This is a genomic window from Nonomuraea sp. CA-218870, assembly GCF_050936535.1.
Lineage (GTDB): Bacteria > Actinomycetota > Actinomycetes > Streptosporangiales > Streptosporangiaceae > Nonomuraea > Nonomuraea corallina.
Window position 1 is genome coordinate 4316073 of sequence record NZ_JBNJMN010000001.1, and the last position, 16949, is coordinate 4333021.

The 16949-nt window shown below is 71.3% G+C and carries 16 protein-coding genes; 10 read left to right on the forward strand and 6 right to left on the reverse strand.

Going from position 1 to position 16949, the window contains the following annotated elements; genetic code table 11:
* Nucleotides 1–18 precede the first annotated feature (18 nt).
* From ACQEUU_RS20885 to ACQEUU_RS20905, 5 genes are read right to left on the reverse strand one after another with little or no spacing between them, the layout of a single operon-like run.
* The gene (locus ACQEUU_RS20885; RefSeq protein ID WP_433068319.1) at nucleotides 19–906 is read right to left on the reverse strand and encodes an HpcH/HpaI aldolase/citrate lyase family protein; all 888 of its coding nucleotides are present in this window, start codon (nucleotides 904–906) and stop codon (nucleotides 19–21) included.
* Nucleotides 896–2491: a hydantoinase B/oxoprolinase family protein gene (locus ACQEUU_RS20890; protein WP_433068321.1), complete on the reverse strand. Its 1596-nt coding sequence runs from the start codon at nucleotides 2489–2491 to the stop codon at nucleotides 896–898. Before ACQEUU_RS20890 ends, ACQEUU_RS20885 begins: the two co-directional genes overlap by 11 nt.
* The gene (locus ACQEUU_RS20895) at nucleotides 2488–4647 is read right to left on the reverse strand and encodes a hydantoinase/oxoprolinase family protein (protein ID WP_433068322.1); all 2160 of its coding nucleotides are present in this window, start codon (nucleotides 4645–4647) and stop codon (nucleotides 2488–2490) included. The genes ACQEUU_RS20890 and ACQEUU_RS20895 overlap by 4 nt, the downstream gene beginning before the upstream one ends.
* Nucleotides 4644–5654 carry a 2-hydroxyacid dehydrogenase gene (locus ACQEUU_RS20900; RefSeq protein ID WP_433068324.1) on the reverse strand — a complete coding sequence of 337 codons (1011 nt, stop codon included), beginning with the start codon at nucleotides 5652–5654 and terminating at the stop codon, nucleotides 4644–4646. The genes ACQEUU_RS20895 and ACQEUU_RS20900 overlap by 4 nt, the downstream gene beginning before the upstream one ends.
* Nucleotides 5651–6835 (reverse strand): CaiB/BaiF CoA transferase family protein, encoded by a 1185-nt coding sequence (locus ACQEUU_RS20905; RefSeq protein ID WP_433068326.1) that lies wholly within the window; start codon nucleotides 6833–6835, stop codon nucleotides 5651–5653. Before ACQEUU_RS20905 ends, ACQEUU_RS20900 begins: the two co-directional genes overlap by 4 nt.
* 320 nt (nucleotides 6836–7155) lie before the next feature.
* Here ACQEUU_RS20905 and ACQEUU_RS20910 point away from each other — a divergent pair, with 320 nt between their 5' ends.
* From ACQEUU_RS20910 to ACQEUU_RS20940, 7 genes are all read left to right on the forward strand, one after another.
* Entirely contained in the window at nucleotides 7156–8685 is a 1530-nt protein-coding gene (locus tag ACQEUU_RS20910) for an amidase family protein (protein ID WP_433068327.1), read from the forward strand.
* Nucleotides 8686–8749: 64 nt separating this feature from the next.
* Entirely contained in the window at nucleotides 8750–9994 is a 1245-nt protein-coding gene (locus ACQEUU_RS20915) for an ABC transporter substrate-binding protein (RefSeq protein WP_433068329.1), read from the forward strand.
* 72 nt (nucleotides 9995–10066) lie between these two features.
* Nucleotides 10067–10939, forward strand: a complete 873-nt coding sequence (locus tag ACQEUU_RS20920; RefSeq protein WP_433068331.1) for a branched-chain amino acid ABC transporter permease — start codon at nucleotides 10067–10069, stop codon at nucleotides 10937–10939.
* Nucleotides 10932–11936 carry a branched-chain amino acid ABC transporter permease gene (locus ACQEUU_RS20925; protein WP_433068333.1) on the forward strand — a complete coding sequence of 335 codons (1005 nt, stop codon included), beginning with the start codon at nucleotides 10932–10934 and terminating at the stop codon, nucleotides 11934–11936. The genes ACQEUU_RS20920 and ACQEUU_RS20925 overlap by 8 nt, the downstream gene beginning before the upstream one ends.
* Nucleotides 11936–12730, forward strand: a complete 795-nt coding sequence (locus ACQEUU_RS20930) for an ABC transporter ATP-binding protein (protein ID WP_433071915.1) — start codon at nucleotides 11936–11938, stop codon at nucleotides 12728–12730. The genes ACQEUU_RS20925 and ACQEUU_RS20930 overlap by 1 nt, the downstream gene beginning before the upstream one ends.
* Nucleotides 12723–13412, forward strand: coding sequence for an ABC transporter ATP-binding protein (locus tag ACQEUU_RS20935; RefSeq protein WP_270154819.1), 690 nt, complete (start codon nucleotides 12723–12725; stop codon nucleotides 13410–13412). Before ACQEUU_RS20930 ends, ACQEUU_RS20935 begins: the two co-directional genes overlap by 8 nt.
* Nucleotides 13413–13424: 12 nt before the next feature.
* The gene (locus ACQEUU_RS20940) at nucleotides 13425–14189 is read left to right on the forward strand and encodes an IclR family transcriptional regulator (RefSeq protein ID WP_433068335.1); all 765 of its coding nucleotides are present in this window, start codon (nucleotides 13425–13427) and stop codon (nucleotides 14187–14189) included.
* Between the two features lie 68 nt (nucleotides 14190–14257).
* Here the strand turns inward: ACQEUU_RS20940 and ACQEUU_RS20945 are convergent, their stop codons facing one another.
* The gene (locus tag ACQEUU_RS20945) at nucleotides 14258–15517 is read right to left on the reverse strand and encodes an MFS transporter (protein ID WP_433068337.1); all 1260 of its coding nucleotides are present in this window, start codon (nucleotides 15515–15517) and stop codon (nucleotides 14258–14260) included.
* Nucleotides 15518–15587: 70 nt separating this feature from the next.
* Here ACQEUU_RS20945 and ACQEUU_RS20950 point away from each other — a divergent pair, with 70 nt between their 5' ends.
* The 3 genes from ACQEUU_RS20950 to ACQEUU_RS20960 are packed head-to-tail and all read left to right on the forward strand — an operon-like array spanning nucleotide 15588 to nucleotide 16909.
* Nucleotides 15588–15950: an ArsR/SmtB family transcription factor gene (locus ACQEUU_RS20950; protein WP_433068339.1), complete on the forward strand. Its 363-nt coding sequence runs from the start codon at nucleotides 15588–15590 to the stop codon at nucleotides 15948–15950.
* Entirely contained in the window at nucleotides 15934–16452 is a 519-nt protein-coding gene (locus ACQEUU_RS20955) for an SRPBCC domain-containing protein (protein ID WP_433068340.1), read from the forward strand. Before ACQEUU_RS20950 ends, ACQEUU_RS20955 begins: the two co-directional genes overlap by 17 nt.
* Before the next feature lie 16 nt (nucleotides 16453–16468).
* A complete protein-coding gene (locus ACQEUU_RS20960) occupies nucleotides 16469–16909 on the forward strand; it encodes a dihydrofolate reductase family protein (RefSeq protein ID WP_433068342.1) in 441 nt (146 codons plus the stop codon).
* Nucleotides 16910–16949 lie beyond the last annotated feature (40 nt).

Here is a 16949-nt window from a genome sequence, read left to right on the forward strand (position 1 = left end):
GGGTAGTGGTGGTTTCTGTCAAGCCCGGGGCGGCAGGCCGCCGATCGCGAGCACACCTCGTGCCCACTTGACCACGGCTTCGTCGATGAGCTGGCCGTCGAGCAGCTGCGCCCCGGCGGCGCCGGACGCCGACAGCGCCTCGATGACCGCCTCGGCCTTCCGCACCTGCTCGGGCGACGGCCGCAGCGCGGCGTGCACGGTCTCGATCTGCGCGGGGTGGATGCAGAACTTTCCCAGGTAGCCGACGGCCGCGGCCTGGTCGGACTCGGTACGCAGCCCGTCGAGATCGCTCACCCAGGGGAACGCGGTGTCGACGGGCGCGGCAAGGCCCAGGGCCGTGGAGATCCATACGATCATCGACTTGGCCGCGAGCAGCGATGGGGAGCCGGGCAGCCAGGCGGCGCCGGTGTCGGCGGAGAAGTCGCCCGCCCCGAAGGCGAGCCGTGCGACCCGCGCGGGCAGCCGCGGCAGGGTGGCGAGCCGCAGCAGCCCCGCGGCCGTCTCGACGATGCCGAGCACGGGGACCGAGCCCGGCGCCAGCCCTCGTGCCTGTTCGGCCTCGCTGATCAGCCGGTCGGTGTCCGCAGCCGAGTCCGGGTCGAGCTTGGGCACGACGAGGCCGCCGAGCCCGGCCCGGACGACGCTCTGGAGGTCGGCGGCCAGCTCGCCGGTGCGGACGTCGTTCACCCGGACCAGGACGGGGAGCGGCGTGGCCTGAGTCCGCTGGAGCAGGTCGGCGAGGTGGCCGCGGGCCCGCGGCCGGTCGGCGGGCCGCACCGCGTCCTCGAGATCGACGATGACGGCGTCGGCTCCGGCGGCCAGAGCCTTGTCGTACCGGTCCGGACGGTCGCCGGGCACGAAGAGCAGCGACTGCGCCCGGCACAGCCGATCGTGGTCAGGCTTCATCAGCGGTCTCCTCCTGCGAGCCGAAGCCTCCGCCGCCGGGCGTCTCGATCAGCAGGACGTCGCCGGGCAGGGTCGTGATCCCCGTCTGCTGGGGGGCGAGCGGCCGCTCCTGGCCGTCGCGGATGAGGGTCCACCGGGACACCGCGCCGTCAGCGCCGCCGTCGGCGCCGGGCGGACCGCTGAGGGTCCGGTAGCCCCGCAGCGACAGGACGCCGTCGGCGAGGAAGCGCACCCGGCGGACGAGCCCGTCCCCGCCGCCGTGGCGGCCCCCGCCTCCGGAACCGCGGCGCAGGCGGACTTCCTCGATCAGGACGGGATGATCCTGTTCGAGCACCTCGTTGGGGTAGCTCATCGCGTTGGTCACACAGTTGTCCACCACATTCGCGCCGGCCCGCCGGGAGGTCGCGCCCATCCCGCCGGTCGTCGAGTTGTCGATGAGGATGCCGTCCGCGTGGGCCCACACGTACGGCATCGTGGTGCCGCCGCTGCTGCCTGCCGCCCTGACGCCGCTGTGAGCCTGCCCCATCGCGTCGACCATGGCCTCGTTCACCAGGGCGGCGAGTGCCGCGCGTGCGCCGACCGGCGCCGGCAGCTCGGGGTTGGTGACCCGTCCCGGCAGGCAGGTGACGCGCACGCACCGTTCTATCCCGGCGTTCATGGGCAGCTCGTCGGACAGGAAGCAGCGCAGCGCGACCAGCGCGGCCGACCGGCTGTTGGACAGCACGACGTTGAACGGCAGGGCGATCTGCGGGTCGGAGCCGGACAGGTCGATCGCGAGTGTGCCGTCGTCGGCGACGCCGACCTCGGCGTGCACGCGTACGAGCTCGGGCGCGCTGTCCGGGTCGTGGTGCAGCTCCAGGGCGCGCGCGGCGGCGTAGGTGCCGGGGCGGAACTCCTTCAGCTCGGCGCGCACCAGGGCCTCGCAGTAGTCGAGATACTCCCGGCGCAGCCGGTCGAAGACGGCGGTGCCGTAGCGGCGGACGAGCTGGGTCATCCGCTCGACGCCGACAAGGGTGCCCGCGATCTGCGCGTCGAGGTCGCCGCGCATGCTGCCGGGGAGCCTGCTGTTGGCCAGCAGGACGCTCATGAGCTCCTCGTTGACCTGGCCCGCCCGTACGAGTCGTACGGGAGGACAGCGCATGCCCTCGGCGAACATCTCGGTGGCGTCGGCGGGCATGCTGCCGGGCGTCTTGCCGCCGACGTCGGCGTGGTGCATGAGGGTGGAGACGTAGCCGGCGAGGTATCCGTCCACGAGGACGGGGGCCACGGTGAGGTAGTCGTTGAGATGGGGCGAGCCGGTGGCCGGGTCGTTGGTGACGAGAATGTCGCCGGGCCCGAGGTCCCGGGCGAAGGGCGCCAGTTCGCGGGCCACGGTCGACAGCACGCCGAGCTGCAGCGGGATCCCGTCGGCGAGGGCGAGGTACTCGCCGTCGGGGGAGATGAGCCCGGCCGAGCAGTCGAACATCTCCTTGATGATGGGGGAGTAGGCGGCCCTGATCATGGACACCTGGAGCTCGTTGGCCAGGCCGTGCAGCGCGTTGCCGAAAACCTGCAGGGTGACGGCGGACTTCGCCGTGCCGGTCATCTGGTCTCCTCCTCGTCTGTGCCGTCGGCGGGCGGCAGCCTCATCTCCAGCAGCGAACCGTCGCCGACGGCCCGGACGCGCGCCCCTGGCGGCACGACGATGGTGGTGTCCACCTGGATCACCAGCGCCGGGCCTGTCAGCCCGGCCGCGTCGACGTCGGCACGCTGGACCACGCGTGCCTGGTGCGGCACTCCGTCGAAGATCACGGTGCGTTCCGCGGGGGCCGGCACGGCCGCCCACCGGGGGGTGGTCTCGACGGTGCCGGACGGCGCGGTGGCGGTGACGCGGACGGTGGTGACCTCGACGTCCCGTGACGGGGTCTCGTGGTGGTAGGCGGCCCGGTGGGCAGCGCCGAAGCGGGCGAGAAGGTCGTCGGTAGCCGGCAGCCGGGTGCCGTCGAGGTCGACGGGGATCGTGTAGGTCTGTCCGGCGTAGCGCATGTCCAGCTGCGCCGTGAGTGAGCTCAGCTCACGTCCCGGCGCCTGTTCATCCGCCTGCGCGGCCGCCTCGGACGTCAGGCGGTCCAGGTGGGCGGCGAGCAGGGCGCGGTCCGCCTTCTTGGCCGGCCGTGCGCGGACCCCGACGGCCAGATCGACGCGCACCTCCGACTGGAGCAGCCCGAGGGCCGAGGCGACGCCGGGGAAGGCGGGGAACAGCAGCGTGCTCGTGCCCAGCTCGCGGGCGATCGCCCACGCGTGCACCGGGCCCGCCCCGCCGCTGGGGATCAGGGTCAGCTCGCGTGGGTCGACCCCTTTGGCGAGGGAGACCAGCCGGACGGCCCCGGCCATCTGCGCGACCGCCAGCTCGAACACGCCGGAGGCGGCGTGGACGACCGATCCGGCGGCGCCGGCGGAGACGAGCGTGCTCAGCGCCGCCTCCGCGAGGTCACGGCGGAGCACGCCGAGGCCGCCCGCCTCCTCGGCCGGGGCCGAGTCGAGATAGCCGAGCACGAGGTCGGCGTCGGTGACGGTGGGCAGGTCACCGCCGCGTCCGTAACAGGCGGGCCCCGGCGTGGACGACGCGCTGCGCGGCCCGACCCGCAGGGCGCCGGTCGCGTCGAGCCAGGCGATGCTGCCGCCGCCGGTCCCGATCTCGGCGAGGTCGATGACCGGGGAGCGCAGCGGATGCCCGGTGCCCTTGCGCAGGAAGTCCCCCGAGTGCGCCGCCCCGCCGATCTCGTAGTCATGGTTGACCCGGGGGGTGCCGTCCATGATCAGGGCGGCCTTCGTCGTCGTCCCGCCCATGTCGAACCCGACGGCGGTCCGCACACCGGCGCGGCGGGCCGCCCACGCAGCGGCGATGACCCCGGCCGCGGGGCCGGACTCCACCAGTTCCTCCGGGTGGGTGATGGCGTGGTCGGCGGTGGCCAGCCCGCCGCTGGACTTCATGACCCACAGCTGGTCGACGGGGGGTTCGTCGCGCAGGCGGTCCGCCAGCCGGCGCAGGTAGTGCCGCACGACCGGCCCGAGGTAGGCGGCGATCACCGCCGTGCTGATGCGCTCGTACTCGCGGGCCTCAGGGATGATCTCGGCCGAGGTCACCACCGGGAGGCCGGGGGCGGCCTTCGCGACGGCCGCGGCGGCGCGGCGCTCGTGGGCGGGGTCGAGATAGGAGTGCAGGAAGCCGACCACCACCGCCTCGGCCCCGCCGGCCACCATGCGGCGGGCCGCCTCCTCGACCTGCGCCTCGTCCAGAGGCGTCACCACCTTGCCCGCGGCGTCGATCCGCTCGTCGATCTCGGCGACGAGATCGACGTCCACCAGCAGGGCGGGCTTGCGATGGTCGAGGGCGTAGGGGTCGGCGCGCCTGAGCCTGCCGATCTCCAGCAGGTCGGCGAAGCCCTTGGTGGTCAGCATGCCGACCTTGGCGCCGCGGCGTTCCAGCACCGCGTTGGTGGCCACCGTGGTCGCGTGGATGACCGTGCCGACCCTGGCGTCCGGGCCGCCGAGGGCGCGCCGCGCCAGGTCCACGCCGTCCCGGACCGGCCTGCTGAGGTCGTCGTAGTCGGTGGGGAACTTGCCGACGAGCATGTGCTGCCCGCGGACCGCGACGATGTCGGTGAACGTGCCGCCGATGTCCGCGGCTACCACGATCTCGTCCGGCGAACCCTCGTCCGGCACACGGCGCTCGGGCGTGGGGTCGGTGCTGTTCGTCACCTGGCGGGCCTCCTGTCCACCGTTCGATCGAAGCCGGGCGGCACGGTCTCCTCCGCCGGCGAGAGCCCGTCGAGCACCCGCAGGGTGCTTTCGACCGCGCTGCGCATCATGTCGTCGCGCGTCGAGGTCGTCGCGCTGCCGATGTGCGGGAGGGCGACGACCCTCGGGTGCCGCACCAGCGGATGCCGCGGGTCGACGGGTTCACGTCCGAAGACGTCCAGGCCCGCCCCGCCCAGCCGTCCGCCGTCGAGTGCCGCGAGGAGCGCGTCCTCGTCGACGACGCCGCCGCGTGAGGTGTTGATCAGCAGCGCGCCCCGCGGCAGCAGGTCCAGTTCACGTTCGCCGATGAGGCCGGCCGTCTCGCCTGTCAGCGGGACGTGCACGCTCAGCACGTCGGACGCGGCGAGCAAGGAGTCGAGGGGGACCTGCTCCAGCCAGGGCGGCAGCTCCTCGCGCGGGGAGCGGGCGGTGAACCGGACCCGCATGCCGAGGGCGTGGCCGTAGCCGGCGACCAGTCCGCCGATGGCGCCGAGCCCGAGGACGCCGAGCGACCGGCCGGCCAGCAGGCCGCCCGTCCACTGGTAGGGCATCCACGAGGTCCAGGACCCGGCGCGCAGGTCGTTCCACGCCTCGATCAGGCGGCGGGCGGTGACCAGCGTCAGGGCCAGGGTGAGCTCCGCGGTCGCGACCGAGGTGATCGCCGGGGGCACGCGCCGTACCTGGAGGCCCTGACGGGCCGCGGCGCCGAGGTCGATGTGGTCGGTGCCGGTCGACAGGGTGCCGAGCACGCGCAGCGGCCCGTCCGCCGGGGCCTGGGAGATGAGGTCGGCGTCGACCCGCTCGGAGATGGTGACGATCACCGCGTCGAAGGTGCGGACCGCTCGCTCCAGGTCCGCCCGGGGCATGGGCAGGGTTCCGTCGTAGCCCTCCACGCTCGCGCCGCGGGCGCGCAGAGAGCAGGCGATGTGGTCGGGGACGGGGCGGGTGACGAAGATCCGGCGGGTCATCTCCACAGGCCGCCGGTCCACTGGTCGTCGTCGGAGCCGAGCGGGCGGCCGAGGAACCGCACCCGGCCGGGCGTGTCGCAGAGCCGGGGCACGGGCGCCTGCACGAGCACCTCGCCGAGCTCGTCGTCGGGGACCCGGATCAGCGAGCCCCGCGCCACGACGTGCTCGTTGCCGACGATGTCCGCGACCGAGTTGACCGGCGCGACCGGCACGCCGCCCGCGTTGAGCTCCGCGATGGCGTCGTCGCGGGTACGGAGCTCGGCCCACGACGAGATCACCTCGTCGAGCTCGTCCTGGTGCGCCGTCCGCACCGTGTTGGTGGCGAAGCGCGGATCGTCGAGCAGTTCGGGGCGGCCGATCGTGGTGAGCAGCCGGGTGGCGGTGTTCTGGTTGCTCGCCGAGATCGCGAACCAGCCGCCGTCCTTGCCCTGGTAGGCGTTGCGCGGGGCGCTGAAGGGCGTGCGGTTGCCCATCCGGTCCTGCACGATGCCCTGCTGGTCGTAGTCGATGACCAGCGAGCCGAGGGCGGCGAGCATCGGCTCGTAGAGGGCCAGGTCGATCACCTGGCCGCGGCCGCTCCGGTCCCGTTCCCGCAGGGCGCACAGGATGCCGAACGCCCCGATCATGCCGGCCATGGAGTCGGCCAGGCCGAACGGCGGCAGGGTGGGGGGCCGGTCCGGCCAGCCGTTGATGTGCGCGAATCCGCTGAACGCCTCGACGAGCGTGCCGAACCCGGGACGCTCGGCGTAGGGCCCGTCCTGGCCCCATCCCGAGACCCGCAGCACCACCAGCCGTTCGTTCGCGGCCCGCAGCCCGTCGGGCGACAACCCCCAGCGTTCGAGCGTGCCGGGCCGGAAGTTCTCGATGAGGACGTCGGCGTCGGCGAGCAGGCGCCTGAGCCGGTCGCGGCCGGCCTCCTCGTGCAGGTCGAGGGTCACCGTGCGCTTGTTGCGCGCCAGGACCTTCCAATACAGGGCGATGTCGTCCTTCTTGTGCCCCCACTGCCGGATGCCGTCGCCGACCTCGGGCATCTCGACCTTCACCACGTCGGCGCCGTGATCAGCGAGCAGCATCCCGGAGAACGGCGCCGCCAGCATGGTGGCGACCTCCACGACCCGCAACCCCTCAAGGCTGCCGTTGCTCGGCCGGCCTCCTTCGTCGGCCGGGGTATCGACGCTCATCTCGCCCTGCTTTCGCTATGTGAAATGTCGATTCAAAATGAGTGAGTAAAGGATGGGGGAGCGGCTCAGATCACGTCAAGGGTGTAGCGGAGAGCAATCGTCCGCTGCCGGAAAGGCCACCTTCTTGACCGCCTCCTTCGCAGAGCAGCGTCGAGACCTGCAAGAAAAGGTTCTCGCGTTCTCCCCCTTGACAGTCGGCAACCGTCACCCCTTCAATGCCATCAATCGAATGCGAGTTTCACAATGTGAAGGCCGAGGCGATGATTCGAGACATTCGGCGCGAAGAGATCAACCGGTATGCCGAACGTGTCGGTTTCACCGTGGGCGAGGAAGAACTGGACGGGTTCCACGCGCTGGCCCGCGACGTCCTCTCGCGCGTGGAACGGTTCCAGCAACTGGTCGGCCCCCTGGTGCCGCGGCCGAGCGTGGTCGCGGGACCGCGGAACGCCGGCCGCCCCCCTCTCCCCGGGGAAGACCCGTGCAACGCGGTGCTGCGCTGGGTCGACGTGCGTGCCGACGAGGCCGAGCGCACCAGCGACCTGCTCGCCGGGAAACGCGTCGCGCTCAAGGACCTCATCGCCGTCGCCGGCGTGCCCATGACCGTGGGCTCACGCGTGATGCAGAACAGCACGCCGCAGTCGGACGCCGTCCTCACCGAGCGCGTGCTGCGCGCCGGAGGACGCATCGTGGCGATGACCAACCTGGAGGCGCTGGCGTTCTCCGGCGGCGGTGAGACCAGTTCTTTCGGCCCGATCCGCAACCCCTTCGACCTGGGCCGTACAGCCTCGGGATCGTCGGGGGGATCGGCTTCGGTGCTCTTCCACCCCCACGTCGACATCGCGTTCGGCACCGACCAGGGCGGTTCGATCCGTCTCCCGGCATCCTGGTGCGGCGTGCTGGGTCTCAAGCCGACCTTCTCGCTGGTGCCCTACACCGGGCTCGCCTCCCTGGACCGTACGTTCGATCACGTCGGCCCGCTCACCCGGACGGCGTCGGACATGGCGATCGCCATGGCCGCGGTGTCGGGCGCGCACCCGTCCGACCCCCGGCAGGCCGCGCCCGTGCCGGAGCTGCCGTTCGTCGAGGCGGTCAGGACGGCCGGAGACGACCTTCGCGGCCTGCGGATCGGCATCCTGACCGAAGGGACGCGGTTCCCCGACGACGGACACGAAGGCAGGACCGAGACCCTCGCGGCGGTGGAGCGGGTGTGGGAACGGTTCGCCGAACTCGGGGCCGAACTCGTCGAGATCTCCGTTCCCGAGCACGAGGTGGCCGGGTCGATCATGTTCGCCGCCCTGCTGGAAGGCGTCGCGGCCACCGTCTACGGAAACGGGGAGGGCTACCACTTCTCCGGCCGCTACGCGCCCGAACAGCGGGAGGCGTTCGGCAAGGGCGTGGCGGCCTACGGCGACGAGATGCCCGGGTCCTTCAAGGCGGTCGCGGCGATAGGCGAGTATCTGCGCGATCGCTACTTCGGGGCGATCTACGCGACCGCGCAGAGCAGCATCCCCGCCCTGCGGACCGCCTACGACCAGGCCCTGGCCCAGGTCGACGTGATCGCCATGCCGACCGCGAGCCACTACGCGCACCGCGTCGATCCCACCGCCGACGACTTCGCCAAGGCGCTGCGCGGCTGGACGATGCTGGACAACACCCCCCTGCACAACGCCACCGGCCATCCGGCGTTGTCGATCCCCGCCGCCGAGGCCGACGGACTGCCCGTCGGCGCGATGCTGGTCGGCGCGCACTTCAGCGACCACCGGCTGATCGCGATCGCCGAGACCTACGAGCGGCGTTTCGGATGGCTCCCCCAGCCCGCCCCCGTCCACGGGAGCGAGATCACCCTGTGACCCCCCGTCGCAGGCCACAGGCCGCGCCGACCCGGCCGAGTACAACCAGATTCGAGGAGGAATCGTGCCCCGACGAGACCGACGCCTGACCGGGTTGACGGTCACCGCGACGTCGCTGTTGCTGATGGTGACCGGCTGTGGCGTGGAACGTGACAACGCCGGCGGCCAAGCCGCCGGCGCCGCACCGAGCACCTGCGACACTGCCGAGAAGAGCCCGGGGGTGACCGAGTCCGAGATCAACCTCGGCGTCACGTCCGGTCTGAGCGGGCCGAGCGCCTCCGCCGCGAAGCCGGCGCTGGAAGGCCAGCAGTGGTACTTCGACAAGATCAACGCCGAGGGCGGGATCCAGGGCCGGAAGATCAAGCTGACCGTCCTGGACGACCAGTACCAGCCCAACGTGGCCCTGCAGAACGTGCGGCGCCTGGTCGACCAGGAGAAGGTGTTCGCCATCTCGGGCGGCGTCGGCACCCAGAACTTCGTCGGCGGGCTGCCCTACATCAACCAGGCCAAGATCCCCGCCGTCGCTCCGTACGCGCCGTCGAACCAGATCGGCACCATGCAGAACCCCTACGTCTACATGCTGTGGACGAACTTCTCCGACGAGTTCGAGGCGTTGACCCGGTTCCTGGTCGAGAAGCGGAACGTGAAGAGCTTCTCCATCCTGGCGATGAACGGGGACGTCGGTGAGGACGCCCTGGCGGGCGCCAAGAAGGTGCTCGACGCCGAAGGGCTCGAGTTCAAGACCGTGGTGCGCAGCGAGCCGAACACCACCGACTACCGTCCGATCGCCGAGCAGCTCAAGCAGGCCGGCGCCGACTACGTCCTGTTCCTCGCGACCCCGCCCGACGTCGGCAACGCGATCACGGCCATGCAGAAGATCGGCTACAAGCCCGGCGTCGGTGCGCAGTCGGACATGCTCGACTCCGGCTGGATCGAGGCGTTCGGGCCGGTCGCGCAGGGACTCCTGGCCCCCAGCAAGCTGGCGAACCTGGAGAAGTCCGATGACGCGAAGGTGAAGCAGTTCGTCAGCGACTGGACGTCCGCCCACGGCGGCAAGGCGCCCACGAGCTGGAACACCGTCGGTTACGTCCAGGCGCTGGTGACGGCCGAAGCCCTCAAGCAGGCCGAAGCCCTCACCCGGTCGTGCTTCGAGGCGTCGTTGCAGCAGATGAAGGACTTCGAGACCGGCGTCATCCCGCCGATCACCTTCGGTCCTCAGGAACGGCAGGGCGTCCGCGCCGCCGGGATCGAGGCGATCAAGGACAGCGGCACGGTGACCGAGCAGCCGTTCACGGCGATCGGCCGCTGACATGCGCACACCTGATCGGGCTGACCGGGCCACCCGCCCGGTCAGGCCGGCTTCCCGGACGGCCGGCCGCTGATGTCCGAACTGTCGTTGCTGATCGGCGGAGCCGCCACCGGAGGTGTCTACGCCCTCCTCCTCGCCGGCATCCTGCTGATCTACCAGGTCAGCAAGGCCGTCAACTTCGGGCACGGCCAGTTCGGCATGATCGCGGCCTTCCTCAGCTGGTACCTCTACCAGCAGCTCGGCGTGAACCCCCTGGTCGCCATCGTGCTGGCGGTCCTGACGGCGGTGGTCGTCGCCGTCCTGTTCGACGCGCTCGTCCTGCAGCGGGCGTCGGACCGGCAGGTCGGCTCCGACCTGGTGGCGACGCTCGGCCTGCTCCTGCTGGCCACGGCCGTCGCCGAGAACGTGCTCGGCGGACGCACTCAGTCCTACCTCACCCTCGGCAGCCGGACGGTCTTCGACCTCGGCGGGCTGGCCGTGAACCTGAGCGACCTGGTGACGATCGTCGTGGCGCTGCTGTCGGTGCTGGGCCTGTCGCTCGTGCGCCGACGCACCCGGGTCGGCGCGATGCTGAACGCCGTCGCCGAGAACCGGGCCGTCGCGGAGTCACTGGGCATCCCGTCCGCCCGCGTGCGGGTGGCCACCTGGGCGCTCGCCGCGATCCTCGCCTCGGTCGCCGGGATCCTGGTCGCCAGCCGGACCAGCGTGGACGCGTACTACATGACGCCCTTCGCGATGAAGGCGTTCATCGCGGGGATCCTCGGCGGGCTCAACCGGTTCGGTCTCCCGCTGGCGTTCGCCTTCGGGCTCGGCGTCTACGAGGCGTTCGTCGTCTATCTGCTCGGGGCGCAGGCCGTGACCCCCGCCGTGTTCACACTGATCATCGTGGTGCTCGCCTTCGCGCCGCGGAGCTACCTCTCCGAAGGGCGGGAAGCCCGTGCCTGACCGACGATCACCTGCCCGCGCGCTGCGCCCTGTCCTCCTGCTCGCGGTTCTGGCGGTGCTCCCGCTGCTGCTCGACTCCTTCAGCCTGTACCAGGCGACGATGATCCTGGTCTACGTGACCGCGATCATCGGGCTGGACATCGTGTTCGGGCGAGCGGGCGTGCTGTCGGTCGCCCAGGCGGTCTTCATCGGCATCGGCGCGTACACCGCGGCCTGGATGTCGCGCACGACCTCGGTGTCGATCGGCGTCGAGCTGATCGCCGCCGCCGTGGTCGCCGGCCTCGCCGCCATCCTGGTGGGGCTCCCGGCGCTGCGGGTGTCCGGGCTGCGGCTGGCGATCCTGACCTTCGCGTTCGTCGAGCTCTTCCAGTGGGGCCTGACCACCTTCGCCTCGGTCACCGGCGGGACCCAGGGGCTCCTGGTGAACCCCGGCGGGTTCGGCGCGATCACCACCGCCGACCCGCTGGTCGGCTACGGGCTCGCGGCCGTGATCGCGCTGCTGGCGACCTGGCTCGTGATCCGCCTGCAACGTAATCCCATCGGCCGCGCGATGGCGGCGGTGAAGAACTCCAACCTGCTCGCGGAGTCGGCCGGCGTGTCGACCGTCCGCACCAAGCTGATCGCCTTCATGCTCAGCGGGATGCTGGGCGGGCTCGCCGGCGTCGTGCTCGCGCACGTGGCCGGGAGTGTCACCCCCGCCGGCTTCACGGTGTTCTCCTCCCTCAATCTGCTCGTCGCGCTCATCCTGGGCGGTACGGGGCGGGCGCACGGCGCGTGGCTGGGAGCCGCGTACGTCGTGCTCATGCCCGAGCTGTTCGCCCGCCTGGGCATCCCCAACGCCTACCCGATCGTCAACGGGGCGGTGCTCATGCTGCTGCTGGTCGTGCTGCCCGGCGGCATCGCCAGCGTGCTGGACGGGATCCGCGACCGGGTGGGACGCCGCGGCGCCGCACCTCCACCTCCCCTGACCCCGGCCGCTGAACGGAGCTCGTCGTGATGGCCACCGACCAGGCCGGCCCGACCCCGGCCGTGCTGGAAGTACGTGACGTGCGGGTCACGGTGAACGGCGTGCGGGCCCTGGGCGGGGTGTCGTTCGACGTGCCCGAAGGCTCCTTGTTCGGCCTGATCGGGCCCAACGGAGCCGGCAAGACGACGATCATGAATGTCATCTCCGCGGTGATCACACCGCAGCACGGCTCGGTGCGCTTCCGCGGCCGGGAACTGACCGGCACGAGCACCGTGGCCAGGGTACGGTCGGGCATCCTGCGCAGCTTCCAGCAGGTGCGCCTGCTCGAAGACCTGACCGTGCTCGACAACCTGCTGCTCGGCCGGGAACGCTTTCGCACCGTCGGGCTGCTGCGCCAGATCGGCGGCAGCCGCACCGGCCGCCGCCAGGCACGCCGCGACCTGGAGGCGGCCCAGGAGGTGGCAGCGGTCCTCGGGCTGTCCGACCTCCTGCACCGGGACGTCCAGGACCTGCCCTTCGGGGCGCGGCGGCTGGTCGACGTGGGCCGCGCGTTCGCCGCCGAACCCGACCTGCTCCTGCTCGACGAGCCCGCCGCGGGCCTGGACGTCACCAGCCGCCGGTTGCTGCTCGACGCGATCAAACAGGCGCAACGCACCACCGGAGCCACCGTCATGCTCGTCGAGCACGACGTCGACCTGGTCAGGAGGGCGTGCGAGGAGGCCGTCGTCCTCAGCAACGGCGAGGTCCTCGCCCGCGGCACGCCGACCGAGGTCCTCGCCGATCCCGCCGTTCTCCGCGCCTACTTCGGACGTAACGATGCTTGATCTTCACAACGTCGGGGCCTGGTACGGCTCCACCCAGGTCCTGTTCGACATCGACCTCACCGTCCCGGCGGGCCAGAAGCTCGCCATCGCGGGCACCAACGGCGCCGGCAAGACCACGCTGCTGCGATCGGTGCTGGGGCTGGTGAAGTCCCGCGGGGAGATCAGCTGGGAGGGCCGCCGCATCGACGCGCTGCCCTGCCACCGCCGGGTGCGTGACGGCGGCATCGCCGTCGTGCACGAAGGACGTGGTCTCATCACCAGTCTGAGCGTGCTCGACAACCTCACCCTCGGCGTCGAATCCGCGGCGCTGGGCCGGCTCGACGAGGTCTTCGACGCGTTCCCGGTCCTGGCCGAACGGCGGAACCAGCCGGTCACCAACCTGTCGGGCGGCGAACAGCAGATGGTGGCGCTGGGCCGCACCATGCTCCGCCCCGTGCGGCTGCTGGTGATCGACGAACCGTCGCTGGGGCTCGCGCCGTCGATCGTGACCCAGCTCTACGCCACCATCGCGCGGATGTCGGCCGCGGCAGAGACGACGGTCCTGCTGGTGGAGCAGGAGCTGCGCTTGGCCTGCGAGATAGCGGACCGGGTCGTGGTCCTGCGCGCGGGTCGGCTGGTCCAGGATTACAGCGGCTCAGAGGTCGACTTTGACATAATCGTCGATGCCGCAACCGGTGGATAAGGGGCTGAGCACATGGCATACGAGCTACGCAGCTTGGAACGGGCCCTCGAAATCCTGGGATTTCTCGCGACGGTCGAGCAGGCGACGCTGACCGAGGTGTGCGAGAAATGCGACATCAATACGACGACCTGCCTGCGCACGATGCGGGTGATGGAGCGTAACGGTTTCGTCCGGCGCTCCGCGGACGGCAAGCACTATCTCCTCGGTCTGCGGCTCGCCGAACTCGGCACCCTGGCGCTCGGCCGGATCGACATCGTCTCCCTGATCCGGCCGCTGGTGCGCGGCCTCACCGAGGAGTTCAGGGTGACCGCGCACATCGGGCTGCTCCGCGACGGGATGATCACGGTCATCGACAAGATCGACTCGCCTGACGGATTCGTTCGCTATTCGCTGCTCGGCACCCGGATGCCGCTGCACTGCAGCGGGATGGGCAAGGCGATCCTCGCCCTCTTCTGGCCCGACCGTCTCGCCGAAGCCGGGGTCAAGCCGCCGCTGGCCCGCTTCACCCGCGACACCATCACCGACATGGAGTGGCTCGCCGCCGATGTCGCCCGGTGCGCGGAGCGCGGCTTCAGCATCGAGCAGGAGGAGTGGCAGCCCGGCTACGTGTGCACCGGCACGGCTTTCGCGTTCAACGGCGACTACTACGCCGTCAGCCTTTCCGGGGTCGTCGTGCCCGCGTCCGAGCTGGAGCAGCGCGGACGGCGCCTGAGCGCGACCGTCCGCGACTACCTCCAGCAGCAGGGATCCTCGCTCTCCCAGCCTCTCTATTCCTGAGGTCTGTTCCTGAGGTCTGTTCCTGAGGCCGCCGCCCGCGGGATCGAACCGGGCGGCGCAGCCCTCGATCAGCCGGTCTGGGGCGAGATCTCCTTGGAGGAGGCGGGCGCGGGGCGGGCGCGGGCGGCGGCGATGGTGGCCCGGCCCGAGGGCAGGCGGGTGGCGACCGCGATCACGGCGATGGCGGCCAGGCCCGAGCCGACCAGCAGTGCCTGCACACTGACCACGTCGGCCACCGGACCGAACACGGCCATGCCGATCGGGGTGGCCAGCGCCATCACGATGCCGACGTAACTGAACACCCGCCCGTGCATGGCGGGCACGACGGTCTCCTGGATCAGCGTCATGAACGGCGTCGAGAACGGCGGCACCAGCAGTCCGAACGCGAACATGAACGCGTAGAAGACCCACAGGTTGCCGCTCAGCCCGAGCGCCACGGTCGCCAGCCCGAAGCCGTAGACGGCGACGAGGATCAGCCTGATCGGGCTGCGCCTGGCCAGGACCGTGGACATCAGGACGCCGCCGAGCAGCATGCCCAGGCTGAAGGCGATCTCCAGCGCCGCCAGCATCCACTCCTCGCCGCCGAACGTGCGCGCCACCAGCAGCGGCGTGACGAACGAGGGCGCCACGGTGAGCAGGAAGATGACCGCGTACACGACGAGCAGCCAGCGCACGGTCGGCTGGGCGCGAATGTAGCGCATCCCCTCCGTCAGGTCCTGCCGGTAGGTGGGGCGGGCCTCGCCCGCCCGCTCCAGGGTCGGGACGGCGACCAGGGCGAGCAGCCCGATCCCGAGCACCGCCGTGACCACGTCCAGGAAGAAGACGGGGACGAGGCCGAAGGCGGCGAAGATCGCACCGGCGGCCGCGGGGGCGAGCAGCGCCATCGCCGACTGGATGGTCTGGAAGATCCCGTTGACGCGCATCAGGTGCTCACCCGGCACGATCTGCGGGATCATCGCCTGCACGGCGGGCGTCTGGACCCCGGCTCCCAGCGACCGGACGGCCACGGCCAGCAGGACGATCCACAGGTCGGTCACGCCGTTGGCCATCAGCAGCGCGAGCGCCAGCGTCGCCGCGGCGATGGCGCCGTCGGCGACCATGACCAGCACCCGGCGGTTCATCCGGTCGGCGAGCACGCCGCCGAAGATGGACACCACTCCCTGGGGCAGGAACGCGGCCACCGCGTAGAGCGCCACCGCCAGCCCCGAGCGGGTCTGCAGCGTCACCCACCACATCACCGCGTACTGCGCGACCATCGATCCGAACAACGACACGGTCTGCCCGGTCAGGAACAGCGCGACGTTACGCCGCCACCGGGTCATGGTCATGGCCGTCAGCTTAGCGGGCGTCCTTCCGTCGCGTCGCAACGCATTCCGATATAGGCATATGATGTTGGTCATGGCACGAGCGGCGACCACCTCCGACGCGTTCAACGCGATCGCCGAGCCGCAGCGACGGGAGATCCTGGCGCTGCTGCGGGGCGGCGAGCGGCCCGTGACCGAGCTGGCGCGGGCCCTCGGGATGAGCCAGCCGCAGGCGTCCAAGCATCTGCGGGTGCTGCGGGAGGTCGGGCTGGTGCGGGTCCGCGGGGCGGGCAAGCAGCGGCTGTACGGCCTGGACGCCCGCGGGCTGCGGCCCGTCCACGAGTGGGTGGGCGGCTTCGAGGCGTTCTGGAACGAGACCTTCGACCGGCTGGACGCGTACGTACAAGATCTGAAACAAAACAAGGCAGGAGAGACCACCGATGATGACGACCAGTAGCGGCGGCGGGCCCGACCAGGCGACCGCCGACCGCGAGATCATGGTCTCCCGGGCCATCAGCGCCCCACGGGAGCTGGTGTTCGAGGCGTTCACCGAGGTCCGGCACCTGTCGCGGTGGTGGGGACCGGAAGGGTTCACGACCACGACGCGGTTCTTCGAGTTCCGCGTCGGCGGGGTCTGGGACTTCGTGATGCACGGGCCGGACGGCACCGACCACCAGGAGTGGATCACCTGGACCGAGATCGCGCCGCCGGAGCGGATCGCGCTGGAGCACGGCGAGTCCCGCGACGACCCCAACGCCTTCGCGTCGGTCCTGACCTTCGAGCCGGCCGGCGAGGAGACCCGGATCGTGATGCGCACGGTGTTCCCCACCAAGGAGCTCCGCGACGAGGCGGTGGAGAAGTACAACGCGGTGGAGGGCGGCGAGCAGACCCTGAGCCACCTGGCGGCCTACGTCGCCGGACTCGCGTCGGACGAGACCAGCGACGGAGCGGAGGGCTGAAGGAGCCGACAACGACATGCTGCGGGCGACGTTCGAGCGCACCGGCGCGAGCGTCATGGGCAGGCGCATGTTCGACGGGGGTGAGCTGGCGTGGCCGGAGGAGGCGCCGTTCCACACGCCGGTGTTCGTCGTCACCCACAGCAAGCGTGACCCGTGGGAGCGGCCGGGAGGCACCACCTTCCACTTCGTCGACGACGGCATCCTCAGCGCGCTGGACCAGGCCCGCCAGGCCGCCGGCGACCGCGACGTGCGCATCTCCGGCGGCGCCGAGACGATCCAGCAGTACCTGGACCACGGGCTGATCGACGAGTTCTCGATCGCCCTCGCGCCCGTGCTGTTCGGCACCGGCATCCGCCTGTTCGACCGCGTGGACCCGGACCGCCTCGCCCTCGAACAGACCCGCACGGACGCGTCGTCCCGGGTGACCCACCTGACCTACGCCGTCCGGCGCCGGTAGCCCGCGCCGAGGTCTGCCGTACTGCCCGTGCAGGCGATGG